The 26,722-nt window shown below is 26.8% G+C and carries 22 protein-coding genes; 16 read left to right on the plus strand and 6 right to left on the minus strand.

The window, feature by feature from the left end; genetic code table 11:
* The first annotated feature begins 151 nt into the window (after positions 1 to 151).
* The 4 genes from CLOACE_RS06955 (at position 152) to CLOACE_RS06970 (ending at position 5,893) form a co-directional block, all read left to right on the plus strand.
* Positions 152 to 1,201 (plus strand): carbamoyl phosphate synthase small subunit, encoded by a 1,050-nt coding sequence (locus tag CLOACE_RS06955; RefSeq protein WP_070110383.1) that lies wholly within the window; start codon positions 152 to 154, stop codon positions 1,199 to 1,201.
* Positions 1,202 to 1,255: 54 nt separating this feature from the next.
* The gene (gene carB / locus CLOACE_RS06960; protein WP_070110384.1) at positions 1,256 to 4,462 is read left to right on the plus strand and encodes a carbamoyl-phosphate synthase large subunit; all 3,207 of its coding nucleotides are present in this window, start codon (positions 1,256 to 1,258) and stop codon (positions 4,460 to 4,462) included.
* Positions 4,463 to 4,684: 222 nt separating this feature from the next.
* Positions 4,685 to 5,617: an L-lactate dehydrogenase gene (locus CLOACE_RS06965; RefSeq protein ID WP_084027573.1), complete on the plus strand. Its 933-nt coding sequence runs from the start codon at positions 4,685 to 4,687 to the stop codon at positions 5,615 to 5,617.
* 24 nt (positions 5,618 to 5,641) lie between these two features.
* Positions 5,642 to 5,893: a GIY-YIG nuclease family protein gene (locus tag CLOACE_RS06970; RefSeq protein WP_070110386.1), complete on the plus strand. Its 252-nt coding sequence runs from the start codon at positions 5,642 to 5,644 to the stop codon at positions 5,891 to 5,893.
* Positions 5,894 to 6,129: 236 nt separating this feature from the next.
* On the opposite strand, the gene safA is transcribed toward CLOACE_RS06970, so the two are convergent.
* On the minus strand, positions 6,130 to 6,882 hold the full coding sequence (gene safA, locus CLOACE_RS06975; protein ID WP_070110387.1) for a SafA/ExsA family spore coat assembly protein: 753 nt from the start codon (positions 6,880 to 6,882) through the stop codon (positions 6,130 to 6,132).
* Positions 6,883 to 7,200: 318 nt separating this feature from the next.
* Between safA and CLOACE_RS06980 the strand changes: the two genes are divergently transcribed.
* The 4 genes from CLOACE_RS06980 to CLOACE_RS06995 all read left to right on the plus strand — a co-directional run bounded on the left by CLOACE_RS06980 (position 7,201) and on the right by CLOACE_RS06995 (position 10,460).
* On the plus strand, positions 7,201 to 8,577 hold the full coding sequence (locus CLOACE_RS06980) for a DUF4434 domain-containing protein (protein ID WP_070110388.1): 1,377 nt from the start codon (positions 7,201 to 7,203) through the stop codon (positions 8,575 to 8,577).
* Between the two features lie 188 nt (positions 8,578 to 8,765).
* Positions 8,766 to 9,125 (plus strand): ArsR/SmtB family transcription factor, encoded by a 360-nt coding sequence (locus CLOACE_RS06985; protein ID WP_070110389.1) that lies wholly within the window; start codon positions 8,766 to 8,768, stop codon positions 9,123 to 9,125.
* A 5-nt stretch (positions 9,126 to 9,130) separates the two neighbouring features.
* Complete coding sequence (locus tag CLOACE_RS06990) at positions 9,131 to 10,135, plus strand: permease (protein ID WP_070110390.1); 1,005 nt, start codon at positions 9,131 to 9,133, stop codon at positions 10,133 to 10,135.
* A 97-nt stretch (positions 10,136 to 10,232) separates the two neighbouring features.
* Positions 10,233 to 10,460 (plus strand): thioredoxin family protein, encoded by a 228-nt coding sequence (locus tag CLOACE_RS06995; RefSeq protein ID WP_070110391.1) that lies wholly within the window; start codon positions 10,233 to 10,235, stop codon positions 10,458 to 10,460.
* Between the two features lie 47 nt (positions 10,461 to 10,507).
* Here the strand turns inward: CLOACE_RS06995 and cls are convergent, their stop codons facing one another.
* Positions 10,508 to 11,935 carry a cardiolipin synthase gene (gene cls / locus CLOACE_RS07000; protein WP_070110392.1) on the minus strand — a complete coding sequence of 476 codons (1,428 nt, stop codon included), beginning with the start codon at positions 11,933 to 11,935 and terminating at the stop codon, positions 10,508 to 10,510.
* 381 nt (positions 11,936 to 12,316) lie between these two features.
* Here cls and recQ point away from each other — a divergent pair, with 381 nt between their 5' ends.
* The 6 genes from recQ (at position 12,317) to CLOACE_RS07030 (ending at position 19,311) form a co-directional block, all read left to right on the plus strand.
* Positions 12,317 to 14,458, plus strand: coding sequence for a DNA helicase RecQ (gene recQ / locus CLOACE_RS07005; RefSeq protein ID WP_070110393.1), 2,142 nt, complete (start codon positions 12,317 to 12,319; stop codon positions 14,456 to 14,458).
* A 144-nt stretch (positions 14,459 to 14,602) separates the two neighbouring features.
* Complete coding sequence (locus tag CLOACE_RS07010) at positions 14,603 to 15,673, plus strand: HD-GYP domain-containing protein (RefSeq protein ID WP_070110394.1); 1,071 nt, start codon at positions 14,603 to 14,605, stop codon at positions 15,671 to 15,673.
* 429 nt (positions 15,674 to 16,102) lie between these two features.
* Entirely contained in the window at positions 16,103 to 17,134 is a 1,032-nt protein-coding gene (locus tag CLOACE_RS07015; protein ID WP_070110395.1) for an AI-2E family transporter, read from the plus strand.
* Between the two features lie 632 nt (positions 17,135 to 17,766).
* Positions 17,767 to 18,102 (plus strand): RIO2 family protein, encoded by a 336-nt coding sequence (locus tag CLOACE_RS11980; protein WP_242866419.1) that lies wholly within the window; start codon positions 17,767 to 17,769, stop codon positions 18,100 to 18,102.
* A gap of 220 nt (positions 18,103 to 18,322) precedes the next feature.
* Positions 18,323 to 18,952, plus strand: a complete 630-nt coding sequence (locus tag CLOACE_RS07025) for an acetate uptake transporter (RefSeq protein ID WP_070110397.1) — start codon at positions 18,323 to 18,325, stop codon at positions 18,950 to 18,952.
* 194 nt (positions 18,953 to 19,146) lie between these two features.
* On the plus strand, positions 19,147 to 19,311 hold the full coding sequence (locus CLOACE_RS07030) for a zinc-ribbon domain-containing protein (RefSeq protein ID WP_070110398.1): 165 nt from the start codon (positions 19,147 to 19,149) through the stop codon (positions 19,309 to 19,311).
* A 330-nt stretch (positions 19,312 to 19,641) separates the two neighbouring features.
* Here the strand turns inward: CLOACE_RS07030 and CLOACE_RS07035 are convergent, their stop codons facing one another.
* From CLOACE_RS07035 to CLOACE_RS12115, 3 genes are all read right to left on the minus strand, one after another.
* Positions 19,642 to 20,403 (minus strand): EFR1 family ferrodoxin, encoded by a 762-nt coding sequence (locus tag CLOACE_RS07035; RefSeq protein ID WP_070110399.1) that lies wholly within the window; start codon positions 20,401 to 20,403, stop codon positions 19,642 to 19,644.
* Positions 20,404 to 20,622: 219 nt separating this feature from the next.
* Positions 20,623 to 21,930, minus strand: a complete 1,308-nt coding sequence (locus tag CLOACE_RS07040) for an FtsW/RodA/SpoVE family cell cycle protein (protein WP_070110400.1) — start codon at positions 21,928 to 21,930, stop codon at positions 20,623 to 20,625.
* A complete protein-coding gene (locus CLOACE_RS12115; protein WP_084027575.1) occupies positions 21,921 to 22,082 on the minus strand; it encodes a PadR family transcriptional regulator in 162 nt (53 codons plus the stop codon). The genes CLOACE_RS07040 and CLOACE_RS12115 overlap by 10 nt, the downstream gene beginning before the upstream one ends.
* 148 nt (positions 22,083 to 22,230) lie before the next feature.
* On the opposite strand from CLOACE_RS12115, the gene CLOACE_RS07050 reads away from it, so the two are divergent.
* Both CLOACE_RS07050 and CLOACE_RS07055 read left to right on the plus strand, forming a co-directional pair.
* Entirely contained in the window at positions 22,231 to 24,243 is a 2,013-nt protein-coding gene (locus tag CLOACE_RS07050) for a WG repeat-containing protein (protein ID WP_070110401.1), read from the plus strand.
* 473 nt (positions 24,244 to 24,716) lie between these two features.
* Entirely contained in the window at positions 24,717 to 25,232 is a 516-nt protein-coding gene (locus tag CLOACE_RS07055; RefSeq protein WP_070110402.1) for a cysteine hydrolase family protein, read from the plus strand.
* Between the two features lie 292 nt (positions 25,233 to 25,524).
* Here the strand turns inward: CLOACE_RS07055 and CLOACE_RS07060 are convergent, their stop codons facing one another.
* Positions 25,525 to 26,691, minus strand: a complete 1,167-nt coding sequence (locus CLOACE_RS07060; RefSeq protein WP_070110403.1) for a DEAD/DEAH box helicase — start codon at positions 26,689 to 26,691, stop codon at positions 25,525 to 25,527.
* Between the last annotated feature and the right edge of the window lie 31 nt (positions 26,692 to 26,722).

The following is a 26,722-nucleotide window of genomic DNA, read 5'->3' on the forward strand; positions in this document are numbered from 1 at the left end:
CAGGTGATTTTTTTATTAGCTTTGTTCATTGTTTCCTCTCTCCTTTCTGGGAGGTAATATTTTTATGGTAAATCTATTATATTTCATAGGTTGAGGGGAAGCAATGTTCATATAACTTAACAGAACTACTTAAGTATTAAGGAGGTCTATTATGAAAGCAAAACTTATATTAGAAAACGGAACAACATTTCAAGGAAATGCATTTGGCTACCTAAAGGATAGTGTTGGAGAGGTTGTTTTTAACACTGGAATGACAGGTTATCAAGAAGTACTTACAGATCCATCTTATTATGGTCAAATCGTTACAATGACATATCCTCTTGTAGGTAATTATGGTATAAACTTAGAGGATATGGAATCAAAATCATCCTACGTTAAAGGATTTATAGTTAGAGAAAAATGTAATTATTCAAGTAATTTTAGATCTGAATTAGAATTAGAAGATTATCTTAAACAAAATAAAGTTATAGGTTTAGAAGGAATAGATACTAGAGCTTTAACTAAAATTTTAAGAGATAATGGAACTATGAAGGGAATAATTACTTTAGAGGATTTTTCCTATGAGCAAGTAGAAGGAAAAATAAAAGAGTTTACAAATAATGATGCTGTTAAAAATGTTACTGTAAAAGAAAAGTACACAATAGAAGGAAAAGGAAAACATATTGCTATTATGGATTTTGGTATAAAACAAAACATAGTAAGATGTTTTACAAAAAGAAATTGTAAAGTAACAGTTTTCCCAGCAGACGCAAAAGCAGAAGAAGTTTTGGCTGCAAATCCAGATTTAATATTCTTATCAAATGGTCCAGGGAATCCAGAGGATTTAAAAGAATCTATAGAAAATATTAAAAAGTTCATAGGAAAGAAACCAATTGTGGGAATATGCTTAGGACATCAACTTTTAGCTTTAAGCTTAGGAGGAAAAACTTCTAGACTTAAATTTGGTCATAGAGGATGCAACCACCCTGTTAAAGATTTAAAAGAAAATAAAGTTCATATAACTTCACAAAATCATGGATACTATGTAAGTGATTTACCAAAGGAAATAGAAATAACTCATGTAAGTGTAAATGATGGAACAATAGAAGGAATGAAACATAAAAATTTACCTATATTTTCAGTACAATTTCATCCAGAGGCATGTCCAGGTCCAAAAGATACAGAGTATATATTTGATGAATTTATAAAGTATGCACTATAGATTTAATATTAATTTTTTAGCAAATTTATAAAATGTAATTTAGGAGGTAGTCATATGCCATTAAATAAAAATATAAAAAAAGTTTTAGTTATAGGTTCAGGTCCAATAGTTATAGGTCAAGCAGCAGAATTTGATTATTCTGGTACGCAAGCTTGCCAAGCTTTAAAAGAAGAAGGAGTAGAAGTTGTTCTTATAAATAGCAATCCAGCAACTATAATGACAGATAAAGAAGTAGCAGATAAAGTTTATTTAGAACCATTAACACTAGAATTTGTAGAAAAAGTTATAGCTAAAGAAACACCAGATAGTCTTCTTGCAGGAATGGGAGGACAAACAGGACTAAATTTAGCTGTAGAACTTTATGATAAAGGAATATTAGAAAAATATAATATTAATGTAATAGGTACTTCTATAGAATCTATAAAAGAGGGAGAAGATAGAGAGCTATTTAGAAGTATGATGAATAGAATAAATCAACCAAGTATAGAAAGTGAAATAGTAACAGATGTTGAAAGCGGTAAGGCATTTGCAAGTAAAATAGGATATCCTGTTATAGTTAGACCAGCTTATACTCTAGGAGGAACTGGTGGAGGAATAGCAGAAAATGAAGAGGAATTAGAAAGCATATTAGAATCAGGAATTCAATTAAGCTCTATAGGACAAGTACTTCTTGAAAAAAGTGTTAAGGGATGGAAGGAAATAGAGTATGAAGTAATGAGAGATAGCTTTGGAAACTGTATTACAGTGTGCAATATGGAAAACATAGATCCTGTAGGAATACATACAGGGGATAGTATAGTAGTAGCACCAGTTCAAACTTTAGCAGATAAGGAACATCAAATGTTAAGAAGTGCTGCAATAGATATAATAAATGCAGTAGGTATAGAAGGTGGATGTAACGTACAGTTTGCACTAAATCCTAATTCTTTTGAGTATGCTGTTATAGAAATAAATCCAAGAGTTAGTCGTTCATCTGCATTAGCATCAAAAGCAACAGGATATCCAATAGCAAAAGTAGCGGCAAAAATAGCTTTAGGATATGGATTAGATGAAATAAAAAATGCAGTAACTGAAAAAACTTATGCTTGTTTTGAACCAACTTTAGATTATGTAGTAGTTAAAATTCCAAAGTGGCCTTTTGATAAATTCCAAGGAGCTAATAGAGCATTAGGAACAAAAATGATGGCTACAGGAGAAATAATGGCTATAGGAAGTAACTTTGAAGCAGCATTTTTAAAGGGAATTAGATCTTTAGAAATAGGAAAGTATTCTTTAGAATATAAAAAATTTAGAGATTTAAGTATGGAAGAGTTAAAAGAAAGAGTTGTGTCTCCAGATGACGAAAGAATATTTGCCTTAGCTGAAATGATAAGAAGAGATTATAGATTAGATAAAGTATCTCAAATAACAGGTATAGATAAATTCTTTATACACAAATTAAAATGGATAGTAGATGAGGAACAAAGATTAAGACTTAGTAAGGTAGATGATTTAGATAAGGAATGGCTTTATAAATTAAAGAGAAAAGGTTTCTCAGATAAAGGTATAGCAGATATGCTTAAAATATGTCCTGAAGATGTATATAGACTTAGAACTATATGGAGTATAAAGCCTGTATATAAAATGGTAGATACTTGTGGCGGAGAATTTGAGGCATTTTCACCATACTATTATTCAACTTATGAAACTTATGATGAAGTAGAAGTTTCAAACAATAAAAAAGTTATGGTTATAGGTTCAGGACCAATAAGAATAGGACAAGGTATAGAGTTTGATTATGCTTCAGTACACTGTGTAAAAGCGCTTAGAAGACTAGGTATAGAAACAATAATAGTTAATAATAATCCAGAAACAGTTAGTACAGACTTTAATATATCTGATAAATTGTATTTTGAACCTCTTACAGAAGAAGACGTACTAAACATAATAGAAAAAGAAAAACCAAATGGTGTAATACTTCAATTTGGAGGACAAACAGCTATAAAACTTGCTAAATTCTTAAAAGAAAAGAACATAGCAACTTTAGGTACTACTGCAGATCAAATAGATGAAGCGGAAGATAGAGAAAAATTTGATGAGCTATTAGAAAAACTTGAAATAGCAAGACCTAAGGGAAAAGGAATATGGACTATAGAAGAAGGATTAGAAGAAGCTAAAAAGTTAGGTTTCCCTGTACTTGTAAGACCTTCCTATGTACTTGGGGGACAGGGAATGGAAATAACTTATGACGAAAAAGAGTTAGTATACTATTTAACAAATGCATTTAATAAAGATAGTAAAAATCCAATATTAATAGATAAGTATTTAATGGGAAGAGAAATAGAAGTAGATGCTATATCTGATGGAGAAGATATACTAATACCAGGAATAATGGAACATTTAGAAAGAGCAGGAGTTCACTCAGGGGACAGTATAACTATGTATCCAAGCCCAAATGTAAATTCTGATATTAAAGAAAAAATATTAGAATACACTAAAAAGTTTGCTTTAGCAATAGGAATAAAGGGAATGATAAACATTCAGTTTATAGAGTTTGAAGGTAAACTATATGTTATAGAAGTTAATCCAAGAGCTTCAAGAACAGTTCCATATATAAGTAAAGTAAGTAAAGTTCCTATAGTAGATATAGCGACTAGAGTTATGTTAGGTGAAAAACTAAAAGATTTAGGTTATGGTGTAGATATTTATAAAGAACCAGATTTAGTATCAGTAAAAGTACCAGTATTCTCTACACAAAAACTTCCAAGAGTTGAGGTTTCACTAGGACCTGAAATGAGATCTACAGGAGAAGTTTTAGGTGTCGGAAGAACTTTAGAAGAAGCTTTATATAAAGGATTTGTAGCAGCAAATATGTTTACTAAAAAAGATAAAGGAACAATACTTGCTACTATAAATGATCACGATAAAAAAGAATTTTTACCTATAGCTAAGAAGTTAACACAAATAGGATTTGAATTTGTAGCAACTTCAAAAACAGCAGAGCTTTTAGAGAATGCTGGCATGAAAGTTAAAAAAGTTAGAAAGCTTAAAGAAGAACATCCTAATATAATAGATATAATTAAGAATAAAGAAGTAGACTTAGTTGTGAATACTCCAACTAAGGGAAATGATTCAAAAAGAGATGGATTCCATATAAGAAGAGCTGCAGTAGAGAGAAACATAGGAGTAATAACAGCATTAGACACATTAAAGGCTATGGTAGATGTAAAAATTAAGGGAATAAATGAAGAAAATTTAGAAGTTTATGATTTAGTGAAATAATGACTATATATTAAATAGTTCGGAATAATTCGCCAAAATTAAACAAATTCTAAATATTCAGTATTTGAGTTATGGATTTTTTAATGTTAGCATATAATTAAAGAATAATTATCAACATCAAACAGATATAGACTATGCTGCAGCATTTTATATGTTGCAGCCATAGTTTAAAAACTTCAAACATCAAAATAATAAAATTAATCAAAGGAAGGGAGAATGTATATGAAAGACAAAAACATCAAAATTTCAATTATAGGAGCAGGACATGTAGGCTCAACTACTGCATATTCAATTGTAGTACAAAAACTTGCTTCAAAAGTGGTATTACTAGACATTGATAAAGATAAGGCAAAATCTGAAGCTATGGAAATTGGACAAAGTACAGTTTTTAGAAGTTCTATAGACGTTGAAGCTGGTGATTATTCCTGTACAAAAGATTCTGACATAGTTATAATTGCAGCAGGAGTTAAACCTGAAAAAGGTCAATCAAGGTTAGATATCATAGAAGAAGGTTTAGAAATAAACAAAGATGTAATTCCTCAAGTAATTAAGTACAATCCTAATGCTATAATAATCCAAGTGGCAAATCCTTTAGATGTTTTAACATATCAAACTCATAAAATTTCTGGTTTCCCAAAGAATAGAATTATAGGTTCAGGTACAGTTATTGACAGTGCTAGATTAAGACATTTTATATCTAAAAAATATGGTGTAGGTCCACAAGAAGTAAACGCTTGGATATTAGGCGAACATGGAGATTCACAAGTAGTAATGTGGAGTATAGCAACTATAGGTGGAATACCTATTGATAAAACAGGCTTAGAAATAAATGATGACATAAAAGCAGAATTAGCAAATAAGGCTAAAACTGTAGGATACGATGTAGTTAATAAAAAGGGATATACTTCTTATGCAATAGCTTCTTCTGTAACTAGAATAGTAAGAGCTATAGTAAAAGATGAAAAAGCATTCTTAACAGTTTCAGCATTATATTCTGGAGAATACGGAATAGATGATGTTTGCATTGCTGCACCTTGCATAATAGGGGCAAATGGAATAGAAAAAATAGTTAATGCAGAAATTTCAGAAGACGAAAGAAAAGGTTTACACAATTCGGCAAAAATATTAAAGGAATTAAATAAAAAATATATATAAGTATTTCAAAGGGGAAAATGTGCATTGAATAGGGCTTATGTATATATTGTACAATGCAAAGATGGTACACTTTATACAGGATATACCACAGATTTACAAAGAAGAATTAAAGAACACAATGAAGGAAAAGGTGCAAAATACACCCGTTGCAGATGTCCAGTGGAGCTAAAATACTTTGAAGAATTCAAAACAAAAAATGAAGCAATGAAAAGGGAATATGAAATAAAGCAATTATCTAGAAAGGATAAATTAAAATTATTTCAAGTAAAATATTAATATCAATCATCATTTTACTTGCTAAAAGAGATTTATAAAAGTTTTTTCAACTTAAGTTTAATCACCCACAATAATTAGAAAGAACACATAAATTTTATATATTTCTAATTATTGTGGGTAATTTTTAAATATAAATCATTTTTACTGAAATTATATTATCACCACTGTCCTATCTCAAATGTCAACTATCAACTGAACTGCTCTTGTCTAAAACTATATTACTTTAAAAATATGTTCTAGTTCATTGGTTTTATAAATTGTTGTGTCCAGTAGTATACTCCTGAGGAAGATTTATAAACACCTACTCCTATTTCAGTAAAGGAGCTATTTAATATGTTTGCTCTGTGACCTGGTGAGTTCATCCATCCATTCATAACTTCTTGTGCTGTACGTTGACCATAAGCTATGTTTTCACCAGCTGCAGAAAATCTTATTCCGAATTTCTTCATCATATCAAAAGGTGAACCATATGTAGGTGAAGTATGAGAAAAATATTTGTTATCTGCCATGTCTTGAGATTTATATCTTGCTACTCTAGAAAGTTCTGAATTAGCTTTTAATGCTGGAAGACCTGCCTTTTGTCTTTCTACATTTACAAGTCTTATTACTTCGCTTTCAATAGAGCTTATGTCACTATTAGTAGAATTTGCATTAGTAGAGTTTGTATTGTTATTAGGTTTAACATTGTTAGAGCTTGTACTAGTATTAGCAGTGGTATTAGAATTTACGCTAGTATTACAAGTTGTTTTCTTTGCAGTAGGAATATTTATTTTTTGCCCAGGAAATATAATACTAGGATTTTTTATTTGAGGATTAGCTTTGATAAGCTCATTTAGACTTACATGATTTTTAACTGAAATTTTCCACATAGTGTCCCCAAAGGCTACTTTATAATTACCAGATGTAGCTGAAACAACAAATACGCTTGATGCACAAATAAATGTAGTAAACACAGAACCAATTAACAATTTTTTAATAGATTTTTTCATATTAATACCCACTTTCATTTAAATTTAGAATTATTTAGCAATAATGCTTGTACATTGAAACAAAACTATAGTTGAATCGGGTTACAAAGAATAATTGTATCAAGTTACAAGGAAGATAAATATTAGATGAAGATGAGGCTTGCTTTTTATTATATAAAAAAAACTGTTATAAATACAGTAAAAAAGCCATAAAAATATAAATATATAGCCTAGTAATTTTTGTTATAGATACAGTTTACAAAAGTGTTCTATTTTTCAAAGTTATAGTTTATATAAAATAGTTAATAGTGGTATTTTAAAAGGAGTTTAAAGTATAATATGGAAAATAACAAGTATAATTTCAAAAACATGTTAAAGTCAAATTTTTATAAATATTCTAAATTTATAAATAAATATCCTTTAGCTAATGGAACTTTTATTCAAGCAGATATGGTTAAAAAATGGAATGATTCAAAATGGCAAAGTGAGTTTCATTATTTAAAGGAAGCGAAAATGCATTATGTGGTTATGGGAACTTCTATCACAGAAGGCAATGTAACAAAAACTATTTATCCTACAAAAATTCCAGCAGGGAAAATGGAATATCCTAATGTAGATATTGTAGATATGTGCCTTAGAAATGCTGAAAAATCAGGTATTAAAGTTTTTTTAGGCATTAACTTCAATGCTGATTGGTGGAAAAAGGCAGCAAGAGAACCTAATTGGCTTTATGCTCAAATGGAAAGAGGAAATTTAATAGCAGATGAATTGTATACTAAATACCATTTTAAATACCCAAATTCTTTTTATGGATGGTATTGGGTATATGAAGTGGATAATTTAAATTTTAGAACTAAGGAACAGTTTTCAATATTATCTAATGCTATAAATATAAATTTAAAACATTTAAAAGAAAAAAATCATAGATTGCCTTTTATGTTATCACCTTTTATGAATTCTAAATATGGAACACCTAAAGAATATGCAAAAAATTGGGCTTATTTATTTCAAAATACTGATTTAGGTAATGGAGATATATTTTGTCCTCAAGATTCTGTTGGGGGAGGTGGTTTAAATATAAATGAAGTAGCAGATTGGTTTTGTGAACTTAGATCTGCAGTAAATACTAAACCAGGTATTTTATTTTGGGCAAATACAGAAACTTTTAACCATTTTGATTGGTCTAGTGCTACTTTAGATAGATTTATTAAGCAAATGAAAATTGAAAGCAAATATGTAGACGATTTTATAACTTTTGCTTATAGTCATTATTATAGTCCAAATAATATTCACAAAGGTTTTCATAAAACATATTTAGATTACGTAAAAAAGGGTTATTTGGAAAAACAAGCACCTACTAAACCTGCTAAAGTTACAGTTAAAAAAATAGGATTAAATAAATTTTTAATAAATTGGGAAGCTTCAAAAGATAATATGGGAGTATATGAATATATTGTATATAGAAATAAAAAAGTCATTTTTAACACCAAAGTTCAGAGAATATATGGAGGAGTTAATAAGGGAATTACAATGACATTTACGGATAATCCACCATTAAAAGAGAGATTTAAAAAACTAATTTATGGAGTAAGAGCAGTAGATTTTGCTGGAAATGTTTCTTTAGTTAAGAGGGAAGAGAGAAAAGTTAAGAGTTTTGGAGAATTTTTCTCCATTTCATTACGAAAAATTTTTAATTTTGTTAATTTGGATTTATAGAGGTCTGATAAGACCGCATACCGGTAGTTTGGGGAAGAGGATAGTTTTTTTATTCAACAAGCTACTAAAATATGGGCAATTTATTTTTAAAAAATATTGACAAATTGGAATAAAAAGATTAATATACTCATATACTCATATACTCATATGAGTATATGAGTATATTAATCTTTTGAAAGAGGTGAAAAATGTTGTATAAGTTAACGAATTTTTTTAAACTACTTTCTGATGAAACAAGACTAAGAATAATGGTTTTACTTTTTCATGAAAAACTATGTGTATGTGAATTGTGCGGAATTATGGATATATCTCAACCTAAAGTATCAAAACATTTAGCTAAACTTAGGAATATGGCAATAGTAAAGGATGAAAGAAGAGAACAATTTATTTTTTATTATTTAAATATTGAAGATGAAGTTTTAAAAAAATTACTTAAAGATATAGTAGATAACATAGAAGAATATTCAGTGTTAAAAAGCGATGTAGAAAAAATTAAATATGCAGAAAAGTATATTGAAATGAAAAAATGTAATAAATGTAGGAGGTGATTTTTATGAATATATTTAGTTTTTTAAATAACCAATTACTTAAAATGAAATGGCTTTCAGACTTAGTAAAACTTTTAGTAGAAAAGTTATTTGGATTATCTATAGAAGAAAGATTAGGAGGAAGCATACACTTTTTCATATATGATACTATAAAAATATTTATACTTTTATCAGTACTTATATTTGCAATATCTTATATTCAAAGTTATTTTCCGCCAGAGAGAACAAAAAAAATACTTAGAAATTTTAAAGGTATAAAAGGCAATATATTTGGTGCACTTTTAGGAACAATAACACCATTTTGCAGTTGTTCAAGTATTCCTATTTTTATAGGTTTTACATCAGCAGGGTTACCTTTAGGAGTTACATTTTCTTTTTTAATATCTTCTCCTCTAGTAGATTTAGCATCATTTTTAATGCTAACATCTTTCTTTGGAGGAAAGATAGCAACAGCTTATGTAATAGTAGGGCTAGTTCTTGCAGTTGTAGGAGGAACTATAATTGATAAATTAAACATGCAAGAGTACGTTGAAGGATATGTTTTTGGAATAGAAAATGTTGATGTTGATTCATATGAAATGACTAGAAAAGAAAGAATATCTTATTCAAAGAGTCAAGTAAAAGAAATAATACACAAAGTTTGGCTATATGTATTAATAGGAGTAGGCATTGGAGCTGCAATTCACAATTGGATTCCTCAATCCATTATAGAAAAAGTAATAGGAGAAAATAATCCTTTTGCAGTGCTTTTAGCTACTGCTGTAGGAATACCAATGTATGCAGATATATTTGGAACACTTCCAATAGCCGAAGCTTTGTTTGGAAAGGGAGTAGGTGTAGGAACAATATTATCTTTTATGATGGCTGTAACTGCTCTTTCACTTCCGTCTATGATTATGCTTAGCAAGGTTGTAAAACCAAAACTTTTAGGAATATTTATAGCTATAGTGTCTTTGGGAATAATTATAATAGGATACACATTTAATGGATTTTCATATATATTTATGTGATGTTATTTCATTGTTTTTCTATTTTTATGATAATAGGTAGAGAAAATCAATGTTCATATAACTTAACAGAACTATATTACAAAAAAGGAGGATAAACATGAGAATTAAAATTTTAGGTTCAGGTTGTGCAAATTGCAAAAAATTAGAGGAAAACACAAAAAAAGCTATAGAGGAATTAAATATCGATGCTGAAGTTGAGAAGGTAACAGATTTTAAAGATATAGTATCCTATGGAGTAATGAAAACACCAGCTCTTGTAGTAGATGAAAATGTAAAAATAATGGGAAGAGTACCTTCAGTAGAAGAGATAAAGAAATATTTATAGAACACAGTTTAAAGAAATTGCCATGCAATTTCTTTAAAACTTTATAATTACAAAATAGGTGATAAAAGTCTTGTTATGGATTCTAGTATTTTATTTATTTTTGGTCTATTTTTAAATTCTTTTAAGTTAATTTCTCTTGAATTTTTCATATCTATGATAAATTGGTTCTTTAATATGCTTGTAATTTCAGTATTATATATAAAGGCATTTGTTTCAAAGTTTAATTTAAAACTTCTTATATCCATATTGGCAGTGCCAATACTACAAACAGAGTTATCAGACATTATTACTTTGCAGTGAATAAAGCCTTTTTTATATAAAAATACTTTTATTCCTGCATTTAGAAGTTCACTAATATAGGATTGTCCTGCCCAAAATACTATTTTATGATCGGGGTTTCCTGGTATCATAATTCTTACATCCACCCCAGATAAAGAAGACATTTTCAGTGCATCTAACAAAGTTTCATCAGGAACAAAATAAGGACTTTGAATATATAGATAATTTTTAGCATTGTTTATAATTTTTGCATAACCATTTTTTATATACTGTTCTCTGTGGTCAGGACCGCTAGATACTATTTGCATACCAACATTTTTTGTTTTAAAATTTTTAGGTAAAAAGTATTTATAATAATCTTCTATATTTTCTTTAGCTGCATAAATCCAATCTAAAAGAAATCTAGTTTCTAAGTCGTTAACAGCTTCACCAGATATTTTCATATGAGTATCTCTCCAGTGACCTCTTTTTTTACTTTTTCCTAAGTATTCATCTCCTACATTAAAGCCACCTAAAAAAGCAATTTCACTATCTATAACAACTATTTTTCTATGATTTCTATAGTTAATTCTTTTATTTATAAAAGCAAATAAGCTTGGAAAAAATACAGCATAGTTACCACCAGCATCTATTAGAGATTTTAAGGCTTTTTTCCTACGAAAATTTAATCTACGAGAACCCATGGCGTCAAATAGAAGCTTTACTTCTACACCTTCTTTAGCTTTTTCTGTTAGTAAATTTATAAGCTTATTGCCTAAATCATCCCATTGAATTATATAGTATTCCATGTGTATAAATTTTTTAGCTTTTTTTATTTCTTCAAAAAGAGCATTAAATTTCTCTTCACCATTAAAATACAAATTTACTTCGTTGTTTTGAGTATATAAAGCTTTAGCATTTCTATAGTGCATTTTAATAATATCTTTATTTTCTAAAAGGCTTAAGTCACATTTATAGCAGTTTACTACATTTTTTATGCACTCATTTTGCTTTATATCATTAATTATTTTTTTATCGAACATTTTTTGACGGCTTAGGTTTTGTCCTAAAAATAAATAAACTAAGAAACCTAGTATGGGAAATAATGTTAAAATTAATAACCATGCCCAAGTAACAGATGGATTTCTTCTTTCAAAAAATATTAGAAATATAATTAGAACTATGTTTATTATTATTATTAAAGTTGATAAGTTCATTTTAATATTCCTTTCTTATAATTATTTGTAAATACTTTCTTTTGCAATATATACATATATTATTTTCAATTCACTTTCTAAATATAGTATATCATGCTTTTATTGAAAATATATACTAGTAAAACAATAATTAAGCTATATATTATAGTATTACATTCCCCACTTATGTTACTTTAAGAAGTGGGAATATTACGGCTATATGATAAAAGGAAATAAAAAACATTTAGTATATTAATTTTTAAATTATAATAGGCGGTAAATTGGGGTAAGGTTTAGCTAGTAGGAATATATAAAAATTGATGTTTATAAAATACAGGTTTATAATACTGATATAGATATAGTGTAACTAATCCTATGGATTTAATCTAGAGGAGGATGATTATGTTAATAAATGCCAAAAAGGCTTTAAAAAAATACTTTGGATATAGTGAATTTAGGAAAGCACAAGAAGAAGTAATTGAAAGCATTTTAAATAAAAAAGATACTGTGGCAATTATGCCTACAGGAGCAGGAAAATCTATTTGCTATCAAATACCTGCATTGCTTATGGAAGGTGTAACTATTGTAATATCTCCTCTTATTTCACTTATGAAGGATCAAGTGGATTCTTTAATAAGTCAAGGAATAGAAGCTACTTACATAAATAGTTCTTTAACTGGATTAGAAATGAATGAAAGATTATTTAATGCTAGATTAGGATTATATAAGTTGATTTATGTAGCTCCAGAAAGATTAGAAGCAGAAAGTTTTTGTGATAGTTTAAATGATTTAAATATTTCATTAGTAGCAGTAGATGAGGCTCACTGTGTATCTCAGTGGGGACATGATTTTAGAACTAGTTATACCAAAATAAGTGATTTTATTGATAGATTACATAAAAGACCAATAGTAGCAGCTTTCACAGCTACAGCAACAGAATTTGTAAAAAAGGATATTTTAAATCTTTTAGCTCTTAAAAATCCTAATGTATTTGCTACAGGACTTAATAGAGAAAATTTAAGATTTACTGTTATAAAAGGAGAATATAAAGAAAAATTTGTATGCGATTATTTGGAAAATAATAAAGGTAAAATAGGTATAATATATACAGCTACAAGAAAAGAAGCAGAAGGTTTATATGAAAAACTTAGTAATAAAGGATATAGTGTAGGGGTGTATCATGCTGGTTTAAGTGATAAAGAAAGAGAAAAAGTTCAAGAAGATTTTTCTTTTGATAATATAGAAATAATAGTGGCAACCAATGCTTTTGGTATGGGAATAGATAAATCTAATGTAAGATTTGTTATACATTATAATATGCCTAAAAATATAGAAGCCTATTACCAAGAGGCAGGACGTGCAGGAAGAGATGGAGAAGAAAGTGAGTGTGTACTTTTATTTGCCCCTAAAGATATACAAATTCAAAAGTATTTTATAGATGAAAGCTTACTATCTCCTTATAGAAAAAATTATGAGTATGGAAAATTAAGAGCTATGGTAGATTATTGCTATACTTCAAAGTGCTTAAGGTCATATATATTAGAGTATTTTGGAGAAAAAAATTTAGAAGAAAACTGTGGTAATTGTAGTAGTTGTAATGATGATAGAGAAGAAAAGGATATTACAATAGAAGCTCAAAAGATATTTTCCTGTGTTTATAGAATGAGAGAAAGATTTGGAGCCAATATGGTAGCGGATGTACTTAAAGGTTCTAAAAATAAAAGAGTTTTAAGTTTAGGCTTAGATAAGCTTTCAACTCATGGCATAATGAATGATTTTTCTAAAAAGAAAATAGTGGCAGTAATAAACAAATTAATAGCAGATGATTATTTAGTAACCACAGAAGATAAGTATCCAGTGGTAAGGCTAAAACCTAAGGCATATAGCGTTTTAAAAGGCAAAAAATCTGTAGTTATGAAAGTTACTAAAATTAAGAAGTCAGCTAAAGCAGATAATGGATTGTTTGAAATATTAAAGAATTTAAGAAAAGAAATATCTCAAAGAGAAGGTATACCACCTTTTATGGTTTTTCACGATGCTACTTTAAAAGAACTTAGCAAATATATGCCTATAAATAAAGAATCACTGCTTTTAATTAAAGGTGTAGGAGAAAGGAAAGCAGAAGTATATGGAGATAAATTTATAGATGCTATTAATAATTATATTAAAGAAAATAATATAGAAATTAAAAATAAAATAGAAGATTTAAAAAGTGAAACTAAAAATGAAAGTAAAAAAGAAACTAAATTAAAAACCCATGAAATAACTTATAAAATGTATAAGGAAGGAAAAAGTATAAAGGAAATTTCAAAAGATAGGGAATTGACTATTATTACAATACAAAATCATTTATTTAAGTGCTTAGAAGAAAATATGGATATAGATGTAAATGATTTTATTCAAAAGGATTATGAAGAAACCATATTAAATGCAATTAGAAAAATAGGAGGTTCTAAATTAAAACCAATAAAAGAGGTTTTACCAGAAGAAGTGGATTATATGTCTATAAAATCTGTTTGGTATAAGTATAAAAATTCTGTGTAATTCAACTAAAGTAATACATATATTAATTTCTAAGTAAATATATGTATTATTTTGTTAAAATTGCTTTATTTATAATTTTAATATATGTATAATTAAATTGTAGATTAGAATAATTTAATATGATTTTGTGAAAGGTGATAGTGAATGGGTAATAATAAAAAAGTTAAAATTAACGTAAACGATTTAAAGACAGGTATGATTGCTGCAGAAGATATAGTAGTAGATGGTTCCACTTTAGTGATTAAAGGTCTGGAAATAAATGAAAATATAATAAAAAAATTAAAAGAGTTTTATTTTCAAAGGTATCTTCTAGTATACCATGAATTTGAGAATGAATATTATGGAAATAAATCTCATAAAAAAGAAATGGAAGATGTAGAAATTAGTGTAGAAAAATTTACTAAAAGTGTAAAGTGTATATTTGATGCAATCAATAGTAATGGAAAAACAGATATTGAAGAAGTAAGAAATTTTTCTAAGAAAATAATGGATGAAATAAATTCACCAAGTTTAGTAGTAAAAAATATAGTTTTACATGGAAGTGGCAAAGATTCAATATTTAAACATTCTATAAATGTAGCTACTTTAAGTTTTTTATTAGGAAAATGGATTGGATTGGACAAAAGTAATTTGAATTTACTAGTTTATGCTGCAGTTTTACATGACTTTGGAAAATCAAAGATAGATTCTAAAATATTACACAAATCAACTAAACTTACAGAAGAAGAAATTGAAGAAATAAAAAGACATCCAATAATTGGGTATAATATTGTAAAAGATATACCTTATTTAAGTACATCAGTATCCTATGGAATATTAATGCATCATGAAAGATTAGATGGTTCTGGATATCCCTTAGGACTTAAAGATAAAAACATACATGATTTTGCAAAAATAATAGCTATAGCAGATACTTTTGATGCAGTAAATTCAAGTAGAGTTCATAAAAAAAGCATAGATCCTTTTGGTGCATTGGAAATTATACAAAAAAGTAGTTTAGGAAAGTTACATTATATTTATTCTAAAATATTTATTGAACATATAATAAATTATTATATTGGAGAATATGTTATGCTTAATGATAATAGAGTTTGCAAGATAATCCAAGTGGATATTAATAATTTGTCCAAACCCCTTCTTTTATATGATGGAGACTTTATAGATTTAAAAAATAGAAATGATTTATATGTAAAAAAATTAGTTTTAAATAAATAAAACAAAATATATTATTAGTTTGTTAAATAAAAAATCATTGAGATATTTGCAAGTAGAAAATAATTAAAAATAATCTGCATAAAAATAATAATACCAGTAGGTATAAAGAGAGTTTGTAAATAAGTAATTTCATTAAGACACTCTAAGAATAAAAAATAAAAAAATTCCTACCCAATTTATGCCCCGTCCTTGGGGCGGAAATTGGCTCATCACGTCCTGTGATGAATTACGGAGTTTTTTATTTTTTCTTCCAAGAGTGTCTAAAATTCATTCAAATTATTTACAAACTCTCTTTATATCTACTGGTATTATTATTTTTATACAGATTATTTTTAATTATTTTAGAATATATTGTAGATTTAAAATTACTTTGATATTAGAATATAGGTGGATATAAAATATATTTATAATTAAGGAGAGAAAATTATTATGTTTAAGGAATTTATAGCAAGGGATTCTACAAAAAAACTTATTTACTTTAGTGTTTTAGTATTACTTTTATATTCTTTAAGATCTATATTTGATTTAGTTTTATTAACATTTTTATTTTCTTATTTTATAGATAATGTTAAGGAGTTTATTGTAGTTAAACTTAATAAATTTATAAAAATAAGTCCCCAATTAATTACTTTTATTATATACATATTAATAACTTTACTTTTGGTTTTTGTAAGTGTAAAATATATACCTATTGCAATAAATCAAAGTATAACCCTTGTAGAACATGTATCCAATATACAAATTGAAAACTCTAAATACATAGCTCAAATACTAGAACAAATAGATATTGAAAAGTATATACAAATGTCAGTAAATAATATAGTTACTTTAGCAACTCACTTTGGAAAAGGAATATTTAATTTGTTTTTAGCATTAATATTAAGCTTATTTTTTGTGCTTCAAAAAGATCAAATTAAATGTTTTATGAAAAAATTTAGTAAAAGTAAAATATCTCCTTTTTATGAGTATTTATCTTACTTTGGAAAAAGCTTTTTAAATTCCTTTGGAAAAGTAATACAGGCTCAAATAATTATAGCATTAGTAAATACTTTTATTTCACTTATAGGACTTTATTTTATAGGGTTTAAAAGTTTAATTGCATTAGGATTTATGATATTTATATTAAGCTTAATCCCAGTAGCAGGGGTAATAATATCTCTTGTACCCCTTTGTTTAATGGCATTTGAAATGGGAGGTATAGTAAAGGTAATTTATGTACTTGTAATGATAGCTATAATACATTCCTTTGAAAGCTATGTATTAAACCCTAAACTTATGTCAAATAAAACAAATCTTCCAGTATTTTTTACCTTTGTAATACTTATTATTTCAGAACACTTTATGGGAGCTTGGGGACTTTTATTAGGAATCCCAATAGTCATATTCATATTAGATATGTTTGGAGTGGATTTATCTAACAATTCTAAAAGTGTAGGATATTTACATAAAAAAATGAATTAAAAATAATCTATATAAAAATAACAATACAGCCACATAAAGAGAGTTTGTAAATAATTTGAATGAATTTTAAACACTCTTAGAAGAAAAAATAAAAAAAACTCCGTAATTCATCACAGGACGTGATGAGCCAATTTCCGCCCCAAGGACGGGGCATAAATTGGGTAGGAGTTTTTTTATTTTTTATTCTTAGAGTGTCTTAATGAAATGACTTATTTACAAACTCTCTTTATGTGGCTGTATTGTTATTTTTATATAGATTATTTTTAATTCATTTTTTTATGTAAATATCCTACATTTTTAGAATATCATAATATATTGTATTAAGGATAAAACTATAAAGTTAAATTTAAAAAAGTAACATTACATAATTTATCAAATAGTATATAGTAAGGGGATTTATTTAATCACTTGCAAGAAGGTGAAATATTATTAGTAAAAAGTATTTAGGTGTTAATATAAATGAATGTAGGTTTCTAGGAGAAGGACATGAAGGGAAAGTTTATTTAACCCCAGAGGGATATGTATTAAAAGTATTTAAAAATAAAAAAAAGTGCAAATCTGAATACATTATATTAAAAGCTGTAGAAGGAAGTCCAGTTTTTCCTAAAGTTATAAAATACAATAAAAAATATATGTTAAGAGAATATGTATCCGGTGAAAAGATTAAAGACTATATAAAAAGAAAAGGATTATCTAAAAAATTAGCACTAAATTTAATAGAATTAATAGAAGAATTTAAGAGGCTAAAATTCAAAAAATTAGATATGAGGGGAGAACATATATTTATACAAAAGGATGAATCTGTTAAAGTTATAGATCCTAGAAAAAGCTTTAGCAAAAAAGTCCCTATACCTTATAGTCTTATAAAAGCCATAGATAAAGCTGGTGCTTTAGAGGATTTTATTAGAATATTAATTAATTACAGACCAGATTTATTAATAAAATGGAAAAGAGCTTTAACAAGGTGAATCGAGGATTATAATCCTCGATTATTTTTTATGAAATAAATAAATATATTGATAAAAATTAGTTTTAAACAATTCTAAAATAATAAAAAAATGCATTAAAATTTTACATTTTTTTAAATTATTTATCAAATATTGACTTTGTTTTAACAATCCAATAGAATATAATTACAATAAAATACAATATATTTTATTGTAATTTAAATTAAGGAGGAGATATATTATGTCATCAGGGAATGTAAGCAATGAAGTTAAAAATATAAAAATCACAAATTCAGATCCATCAGCTATAGGACTTTTTGGACTAGCTATGGTTACACTTGTAGCCTCATCTCAAAAGCTTGGATTAACAGAAGGAGTAGCTTTTGTAATACCTTGGGCAATATTTTTAGGAGCATTTGCTCAATTGTTTGCTTCTATTGAAGATTCAAAAAGAGGAAATACATTTGGCACTACAGCTTTTGGAGGATATGCTTTCTTTTGGTTTGGAATGGCAATGTCTTGGCTTATCAAATTAGGAACTTTTGGAGAAAAATTAGCTTCAAATGTAGATGGAAAACAATTAGGATTTGCTTTTTTAGGATACTTAATATTTACAATTTTCATGACAATTGGTGCAGCAGAAACTCATAAAGTGTTATTTACTATATTTGTATTAATAGATTTATTGTTTTTAGGATTAACTTTAAATTCTTTTGGAATAATATCAGAATTTTCTCATAAATTAGCTGCTTATTCTGAACTTTTAATATCCTTTTTTTCCTTCTATGGTTCAGCAGCATCTGTATTAAACAATCATTTTGAAAAAGTATTTTTACCTGTAGGAAAACCTTTAGGGATATTTAAAAAGTAATTTTTTTAGTTAAGAGTCAATGAGAATTTCTTTCCTGTATTAAGAAATCTATGATTAATGTTATAAAAAAGTGTTGCATATTACTTATAGCTATGATAAAATAAATAAGTATTATTTGTTTATAATAAGGTTTAATTAGATGACAACATATCCTCTTTTTAGATCTTAATTTTTGAAAAAGGAGGAATGTTGAAATGGCAGATAAGAATATTGTTTGTAAAGATTGTGGTAAAGAATTCGTATTCACTGAAGGCGAGCAAGCTTTCTACAAAGAAAAAGGATTTGAAAATGAACCTCAAAGATGTCCAGCTTGCAGAAAAGCAAGAAAACAACAAAATAACAGAGGATTCAGAAGATAGTAATTGATTACTATAGCCCTATAGATTTTAATCTATAGGGATTTTGTTTTTTGCTTAATATAGAATTATTGCGATGTTAGAGGTAGGATATTATTAGACAAAAATGAATTTCCAATCCATTTTCATCTAATAATATCTCAATTTAAATTATAATAATAAGGACTTATAAAAAAATTTCGTAAGAAAATTTATGCGTTAGCATTTGGGGTTATTGATTTTTTAAAATTTAATAGTAGAAATTTATATTTAAGAAAATACGACATAACTAAAGCTAAAATTATGTTATTTCAACTTTATAAATTGGAATTTGCCAGTTTCTCATTATGTTCATTAAATATATTTCTCTATTTTACATTGCTCATATATATTTTTTCCTAACAGAGTAATTGCTTGTTTAGGGCAATTGCTTATACAACGATAACACATAGTGCATCTTCCATTTTGTACTGCATTACCATTTACAATAGATAAGTTTTTCATCGGGCATAGCTGCGCACACATACCACAGCCGATACATTTTTCAGTATTGATTTTCAGCTTATCTAAATAATTTTTTGTTTTGCCATAGAACCAAAGTCTTTGACCGAAAAGACCTGCAATATGATAGAGAAGACCAATACCCTCTTGTGTTGCATGTCCGTTTTTTAGATTATTTGCAGCCTTTTTTATCTTTACATATGCTTGCTTTACAATAACTTTATTTTGCTCTATTGTTTTCTTTAATGCCTTTACATCACCTATACAATCAGGCATTTTTAAATGAAGCCCGCCAACAATCTCAGCACCACACTTAGCAAGTAACCTTGCACTACAACCTGTGCCATCCCCGCTGAACAAACCCATAGTTGCAATGATAAAAACTTTTTTACCCATGAATTTGGTTTTATTTTGGAAAATAAAATCTCTCACTATTTTAGGTGAATTGCTAAAATATACGGGATACGCTAAAATGATAAAATCATTTTTATGTATTTCATCTAAGACCTTCAAATCTTCAATAGAAATACACTTTGATGCTACATCAAGTTCTTTTACGAACAATTCAATACAATGTTTGGTGTTACCTGTTCCGCTAAAATATATACCTAACATATCTCTACCTCGTTTCTTTCAGCTATTGTAAAACTAATATAAATAATCTCCCAGATAAATTATAGTTTATGTATGCACTAATTATAATTTAAATAATAACAGTTTACAACTAAATGACTATCGTCGTAAATAATTTTAAAATATAAAGTACTGTTATTAATTTTGCTCCTCTAATATCCTACCTCTAACGTCGCAATAATGCTATATTAAGACAAAAAATCAACTTTCCACATTCAATAGTGTGTATATATCTTTTCTTCTATAAATACTCATTATAAAACCTATTATTGCTAGGTTAAAGAATATATTACTGCCACCATAGCTTATAAAAGGTAATCCTATTCCTGTTATTGGACACATATTTAAATTCATCAAAATATTAAAAACAAATTGAGCTGCAAGTAGAGTAGTAAATGCTCTTATTAAAACTTTACCGTAAAGATCTTTAATTTTGTAACTTAATTTATATAATTTTATAATAAATAATGCTATACATAAAGTTAAAATTACAGCGCCAATCCAACCAAAAGTATTAGTTATATATGCAAATATAAAATCTGATTCCCTAGAGGGAAGATATATAATGGTTTCATAGTTTGTTTTACCTTGTCCAAAAAATCCAGCAGAATGAATTGTTTTTTGAAGAACACAATGAATATATCCTATTCCTTCTGGATCACCTTTGTAATTCAGAAAGGAGGTTAATTTTGCTACAAAATATTTACTATCTAAAATAAGTGTAATAAATAGAATTATATTTATTGAAATTACAGGTAGTATATGCCTTAGTTTATAATTACAGTTAAATAATATTACAGCAAAAACTATAGTATAAACTAGCATACCGCCCATGTCAGGAATTAGCATAATAAGTAATGAAGGTAATACAAATAAAATAAAAGAGTAAATAATTTTTTTTCTTTTTGTTAAGTTTTCTTTAGTTAGTATTCCACAAATAGAAAGTATTAATATTGAAATTAGATTAAATGAACTAAAATTATGTCCCATTATATATAAATAGGAACTTCCGTTTACTCTTGAACCAAATATACAAATAAAAACCATAATAAAAATTAAGGCTAAAAAAATTTTAAATGAGTGTTTTTTTAATTTTTTATAGTTAAACATATATAGTACAATTGATACTAGTATTCCAAGAATAAGACTTACAAGTAATTTTTTCAAATCCATGCCTTGTATTTCAGTATATCCGTTGTAACAAATTAAGTAGGATGAGAATATACCAGTAAAGGTTAAGAATAAACTTAATAATATTATTCCTAAGTCAAAACCACCTTTGTGAGCTATATTTAATCTTTTTCCTATAGTTTCTATATCGCCCATGTCTTCAATGGCTTTTTTTATTGCATCATCTTCTTTTAAACCTTTTTCTATGTAATCTAGAGTTTTATCTTCTATATGAGTTTGCAGTTCTAATTTTACTTCTTCATGACATTCTTTAAATTTAATGAAAGCACATATATTATTTAAAAATGTTTCTACATGAGTATTATTTTTTATATCCAAGAAAATCCCTCCCAAATAATAGAATCTACAGAGTTTTTAAATACTTTCCATTCTTCTTTTTTACTTTGTAAGTATTTTTTACCTGTTTCTGTTATTTTGTAGTATTTTCTTTTTCTGCCTTCATTGCTTTTATACCAATAAGATTCAATGATTTTTTATACTTATTTTTCTTTGAAAATACTCATAATGTATTCTACTAAAATAGAAAATGTTTTATAAGGAGAATGCATAACTAATTTTTCATTTAAATAAATTAGATGTAGTTTAAATGTAACATAAAAAAAGTTCATTTCATATAATATGTTTAGAACAATATATAGGAGAAGTTTTATTGTGTGGAGAGAAATTTGTTTAAATAATTTTGTAAAAATGTATTTGCCCTTTACGGCAGAGATTATAGTATTAGAAGAACCTTATAAAAAATTAGCAATATTTTATTGTGATTTAGATAAAGATGGAATAAAAGAAATAGTTGCAGCTTATACATGGCAAGGAGAAAATTATATTATAGTACTTAAAAATCAGTATAATTCTTGGTATATGGTAGAAAATAAAAAAACAAATAATTATAGAGAAATATTATCAAATATAATAAATAAAGAAAATAACTTATATGCTGCATCTATTAAAACTGTAAAAGGAGTGAAATGGGGATATATAAATGATAAAGGAAATTTAGTTATTAAGCCTGAATATGATTTTGCTTTGGATTTCCAAGAAAATGGTCTTGCTATTATTGAAATAGGAGGATTTTATGGAATTATTAATAAAGAAGGCAAATATATAGTAGAACCAAAATACTATTCTATTAGTGAATTTTCTGAAGGAAGAGCATCAGTAATAGATGAAGAAGGATTTAAAGTAATAGATGAAAAGGGTAAAGTAATAACTTCAAAACCCTATAATTATATAGCAATGTATAGAGAAGGAAGAGCTTTATTTGGCAATCCGGATAAAGAAGGAAATTATCTTTATGGATATTTAGATAGACAAGGGAAAGAGGTAATTCCAGCTAAATATGAATTTGCAAATAACTTTAATAAAGGTAAGGCAGTAGTTAAAGTAAAAGAAAAAGAATATGCTCTTATAGGAATTAATGGAGAAGTATTAAATACTTATGCATATTATTATGTAGGAGATTTAAGGGATGGACTTTTACCTTTTCAAGCAAATCCAGAATATAAATATGGATATATTGATGAAAGTGGAAATGTAGTTATAAAGCCTCAATATGTATTAGCTTTGCCTTTTAGTGAAGGAAGAGCAGTAATTAATAATAGTGAAAATTATATAAATAAATATGGTGTTATAGATAAAACTGGTAAGTTTGTAATAGAGCCTAAATATAATTATATAGATTTATTAGGTGAAAATAGAATAACTGTTGGGAAAGCTATTGATGAAGAAAAACCATATATAGGTTCTAAATATGCTATTTTTGATACTGATGGTAATAGTCTTACAGATTTTATTTATTATGGAGTTTCAAATTATAATAAAGGTTTAGCTTCTGCTTTTGATAATAAATATACATTTTTTATAGATTTAAGTGGAAAAAAGGTTAATAGATTGCCTTCAGTACAAGGTGTTGGAATTTTGTATTTGAAAAATAATATAATAAAGTCAGATGTAGATTTTAGAGTGAGTTATTTAGATACTAAGGGAAATATTATATGGCAGCAAAATACAATTATTCCTTTGAATAATAAATATAGTGTTCAGGAGAAAAAATATAGACCTAATAGAGATTATTTAGTGTATTATCCTGAAGTTAAAGGTATGGAAGATAAAAATGTACAGGAAAATGTAAATAAAAAATTAAAGGAATTATCTCAAATTATAGATATTCCAGATAATGTACAAATTGATTATAATTATTTTGGAGATTTTAATATAGAGTTTTTTAAAAACAAATTATTGGTTCTTGAAATTAATGGATACAAGTATTATTTTGGTGCAGCTCATGGCATGCCTACTAAAATATATGCACATATAGATTTAACAACAGGAAAATTTTATGAACTTAAAGATTTGTTTAAAGAAGGTAGTAACTATGTAGAAGTGTTAAATAAAATTATTGATTATGAAATAAAAAACAATGAAGATTATTATTATGTATATCCAGATGGATTTAAGAGTATAAAACCAAATCAACCTTTCTATGTAGATGAGGAAAATCTTTATATTTATTTTTACCCTTACGAAATTGCACCTTATGCAGCAGGGTTCCCTACTTTCAAAATACCTTTTAATTATATTATGAATATAATTAACACCAAAGGTAACTTTTGGAAATCATTTAATAAATCTTAGTTTGTTGAAAAAATATTTTATATAATTTCCACATAAAAAATAATATGTACAAAAATAATAAGACAGCAGCCATAAAGATATTTTGGAAATAATTAGAATGAATTTTAGATACTCTTAGAATAAAAAATAAAAAAACTCCGTAATTCATCACAGGACGTGATGAGCCAATTTCCGCCCCAAGGACGGGGCATAAATTGGGTAGGAGTTTTTTATTTTTTATTTTTAGAGTATCTTAATGAAATGACTTATTTCCAAAATATCTTTATAGCTGCTGTCTTATTATTTTTGTACATATTATTTTTTATGTGGAAATTATATAAAATATTTTTTCAACAAACTAAGATTATTAAATAAAATAAATTGCATATAAATAAAGGTAAATTATAAAATATGTAGAATTAGTGTATATACATATATTTATACAGTAAGTATATTAAAAATTAGTAAAATAGATATACAAAGGAGTTGTTTTTATGAAAGCTTTATTAGTAATTGATATGCTAAAAGATTTCATTGATGAAAAGGGTGTATTATATACAGGAGAAGCAGGTGGAAAAATAATAGACTTTGTAAAAGAAAAAATAAATTCTTATAGAAAACAAGGATACCCTATAATTTTTATATGCGACAACCATGAAAAAGATGATAAAGAATTTAATATGTTTCCACCACATTGCATAGCTGGTGAGGAAGGCAGTAACATAATAGAAGAATTAGAAGTAAAAGAAGAGTATAAAATAATTAAAAAGAGACGTTATAGTGCATTTTTTGGAACAGATTTAGATATTTATTTAAGAGAAAAAGATATAAAAGAAATATCTTTAGTAGGAGTTTGTACAAATATATGTGTACTTTACACAGCAGCAGATGGTAGAAATTTAGATTATAAAGTAAACATATATAAAGAAGGAGTAGCTTCTTTTGACAATGAAGCTCATAAATTTGCATTAAAAGAAGCAGAAAAAACATTAGGCTGCAGTATTTTATAGTATAGTTTAAAAAATAAAATTCAATTAAAATATTTTTATAGTAGATAAAATAAATTAAGAATGTACTGTAGATAGATTTAACTTAGGAAATTTAATTCTTAAAATCTAAACCCTCTAAAAAAACTTTTGCTAAACTTTTAAAACTCACATTCGTTCAAACAGTTAAAAGTTCTTCACGCAAAAGCTTTTTTAGAGGGTAAGATTTTATAGAACAAAATTTAATACAGTTAAAATCTCTCTACAGTACATTCTTAATTTATTTTATCTACTATAAAAATATTTTAATTGAATTTTATTTTTTAAAACTAGGTTTAGCTGTAGTAGTGTTAATTATTTTTCCTTTGTATATTCTCTTTTTTTGAATTTTTATGTTAAATTCTTTTTCGTATTTTTTGATTAGGTGTATTTCTTGTTTTGTTACTATAGATATAGCTGTGCCTGATTTACCGGCTCTTCCAGTTCTGCCTACTCTGTGCAAGTATTCTTTTGGATTTTCTGATAAATCTAAATTAAATATGTGGGTTACACCTTTTACGTCTAAACCTCTGGCAGCTATATCTGAAGCAATTAGAAGTTGAATTTTCCCAGTTCTAAAGCCTTCTAGAGCTTTTTTTCTTTCTTCTTTTATTGCTTTACCGTATATGGCATAAGCTTTGATATGATGATATTGAAGTTTTGATGTAGTTAATTCTATTTCTTCACTTTTATTTATAAATACAATGGCTTTTTTAGGTTTTATAGAAGCTACTAACTTTCTTAAAATTTCTATTTTATCCCTTTGTTCTGAAACAAAAAACATGTGATTGATATTTGGATTAACTAGATTTTTATCTTCAATTTTTATAATTTCAGGCTCTTTCATCAATTCTTTAGCTATGCTAATTGTTTTATGGGTTATAGTAGCAGAGAAAAGCATTAATTGTCTATCTTTCATTGTAGTTTTTATAACTGCTTTTACTGTAGGTAGATTATTTTCATCTAAAAGTCTGTCACCTTCATCTATAACAATAGTTTTAATAGTATGAGCAGTTATTTTTTTCTTTTTTATAAGTTCAAGTATTCTTCCAGCAGAGCCTACAATTATGTGTGGCTTTTCTTTTAGTTTTTCAATTTGTCTTTTTATATTAACTTCTCCTATTATTGAAGCAGAAGTTATAGGAATTTCAGAATTATCTGCTAGAAGTTTTATTTCATTATGTATTTGCATAGCTAACTCGTGAGTTGGTGCTAATATTATAGATTGCATTTCTTTTTTATCTTTATTTATTTTTTCGAAAATTGGCAATAAGTAGGCTAGCGTTTTTCCGCTTCCTGTTTGTGAGCTACCTATAATATCTTTATTTTCTAGAGCTAAAGGTATTACTTTTGATTGGATATCTGTAGGAACAGTTATGTCCTCTTTTTTTAATCCTTTTATTAAATTTGAGTTTAATCCTAATTTATTAAATAGAATTTCCATATTTATCTCCTTTATTATTTAGTTATACTAT

The sequence above is a fragment of the Clostridium acetireducens DSM 10703 genome (assembly GCF_001758365.1).
Lineage (GTDB): Bacteria > Bacillota > Clostridia > Clostridiales > Clostridiaceae > Clostridium_C > Clostridium_C acetireducens.

What these genes read in the sequence shown, in the direction of transcription:
- CLOACE_RS07035 (WP_070110399.1), bottom strand. Translation starts at nt 20,403, where the DNA reads ATGTTAGGTATATATTTTAGCGGAACAGGTAACACCAAACATTGTATT.
- CLOACE_RS06965 (WP_084027573.1), top strand. Translation starts at nt 4,685, where the DNA reads ATGAAAGACAAAAACATCAAAATTTCAATTATAGGAGCAGGACATGTA.
- carB (WP_070110384.1), top strand. Translation starts at nt 1,256, where the DNA reads ATGCCATTAAATAAAAATATAAAAAAAGTTTTAGTTATAGGTTCAGGT.
- CLOACE_RS11980 (WP_242866419.1), top strand. Translation starts at nt 17,767, where the DNA reads ATGTTAAGAGAATATGTATCCGGTGAAAAGATTAAAGACTATATAAAA.
- CLOACE_RS06985 (WP_070110389.1), top strand. Translation starts at nt 8,766, where the DNA reads ATGTTGTATAAGTTAACGAATTTTTTTAAACTACTTTCTGATGAAACA.
- cls (WP_070110392.1), bottom strand. Translation starts at nt 11,935, where the DNA reads ATGAACTTATCAACTTTAATAATAATAATAAACATAGTTCTAATTATA.
- safA (WP_070110387.1), bottom strand. Translation starts at nt 6,882, where the DNA reads ATGAAAAAATCTATTAAAAAATTGTTAATTGGTTCTGTGTTTACTACA.
- CLOACE_RS07055 (WP_070110402.1), top strand. Translation starts at nt 24,717, where the DNA reads ATGAAAGCTTTATTAGTAATTGATATGCTAAAAGATTTCATTGATGAA.
- CLOACE_RS06990 (WP_070110390.1), top strand. Translation starts at nt 9,131, where the DNA reads ATGAATATATTTAGTTTTTTAAATAACCAATTACTTAAAATGAAATGG.
- CLOACE_RS07015 (WP_070110395.1), top strand. Translation starts at nt 16,103, where the DNA reads ATGTTTAAGGAATTTATAGCAAGGGATTCTACAAAAAAACTTATTTAC.
- CLOACE_RS07060 (WP_070110403.1), bottom strand. Translation starts at nt 26,691, where the DNA reads ATGGAAATTCTATTTAATAAATTAGGATTAAACTCAAATTTAATAAAA.
- CLOACE_RS07030 (WP_070110398.1), top strand. Translation starts at nt 19,147, where the DNA reads ATGGCAGATAAGAATATTGTTTGTAAAGATTGTGGTAAAGAATTCGTA.
- CLOACE_RS06955 (WP_070110383.1), top strand. Translation starts at nt 152, where the DNA reads ATGAAAGCAAAACTTATATTAGAAAACGGAACAACATTTCAAGGAAAT.
- recQ (WP_070110393.1), top strand. Translation starts at nt 12,317, where the DNA reads ATGTTAATAAATGCCAAAAAGGCTTTAAAAAAATACTTTGGATATAGT.
- CLOACE_RS07010 (WP_070110394.1), top strand. Translation starts at nt 14,603, where the DNA reads ATGGGTAATAATAAAAAAGTTAAAATTAACGTAAACGATTTAAAGACA.
- CLOACE_RS07025 (WP_070110397.1), top strand. Translation starts at nt 18,323, where the DNA reads ATGTCATCAGGGAATGTAAGCAATGAAGTTAAAAATATAAAAATCACA.
- CLOACE_RS06995 (WP_070110391.1), top strand. Translation starts at nt 10,233, where the DNA reads ATGAGAATTAAAATTTTAGGTTCAGGTTGTGCAAATTGCAAAAAATTA.
- CLOACE_RS07050 (WP_070110401.1), top strand. Translation starts at nt 22,231, where the DNA reads ATGTTTAGAACAATATATAGGAGAAGTTTTATTGTGTGGAGAGAAATT.
- CLOACE_RS06980 (WP_070110388.1), top strand. Translation starts at nt 7,201, where the DNA reads ATGGAAAATAACAAGTATAATTTCAAAAACATGTTAAAGTCAAATTTT.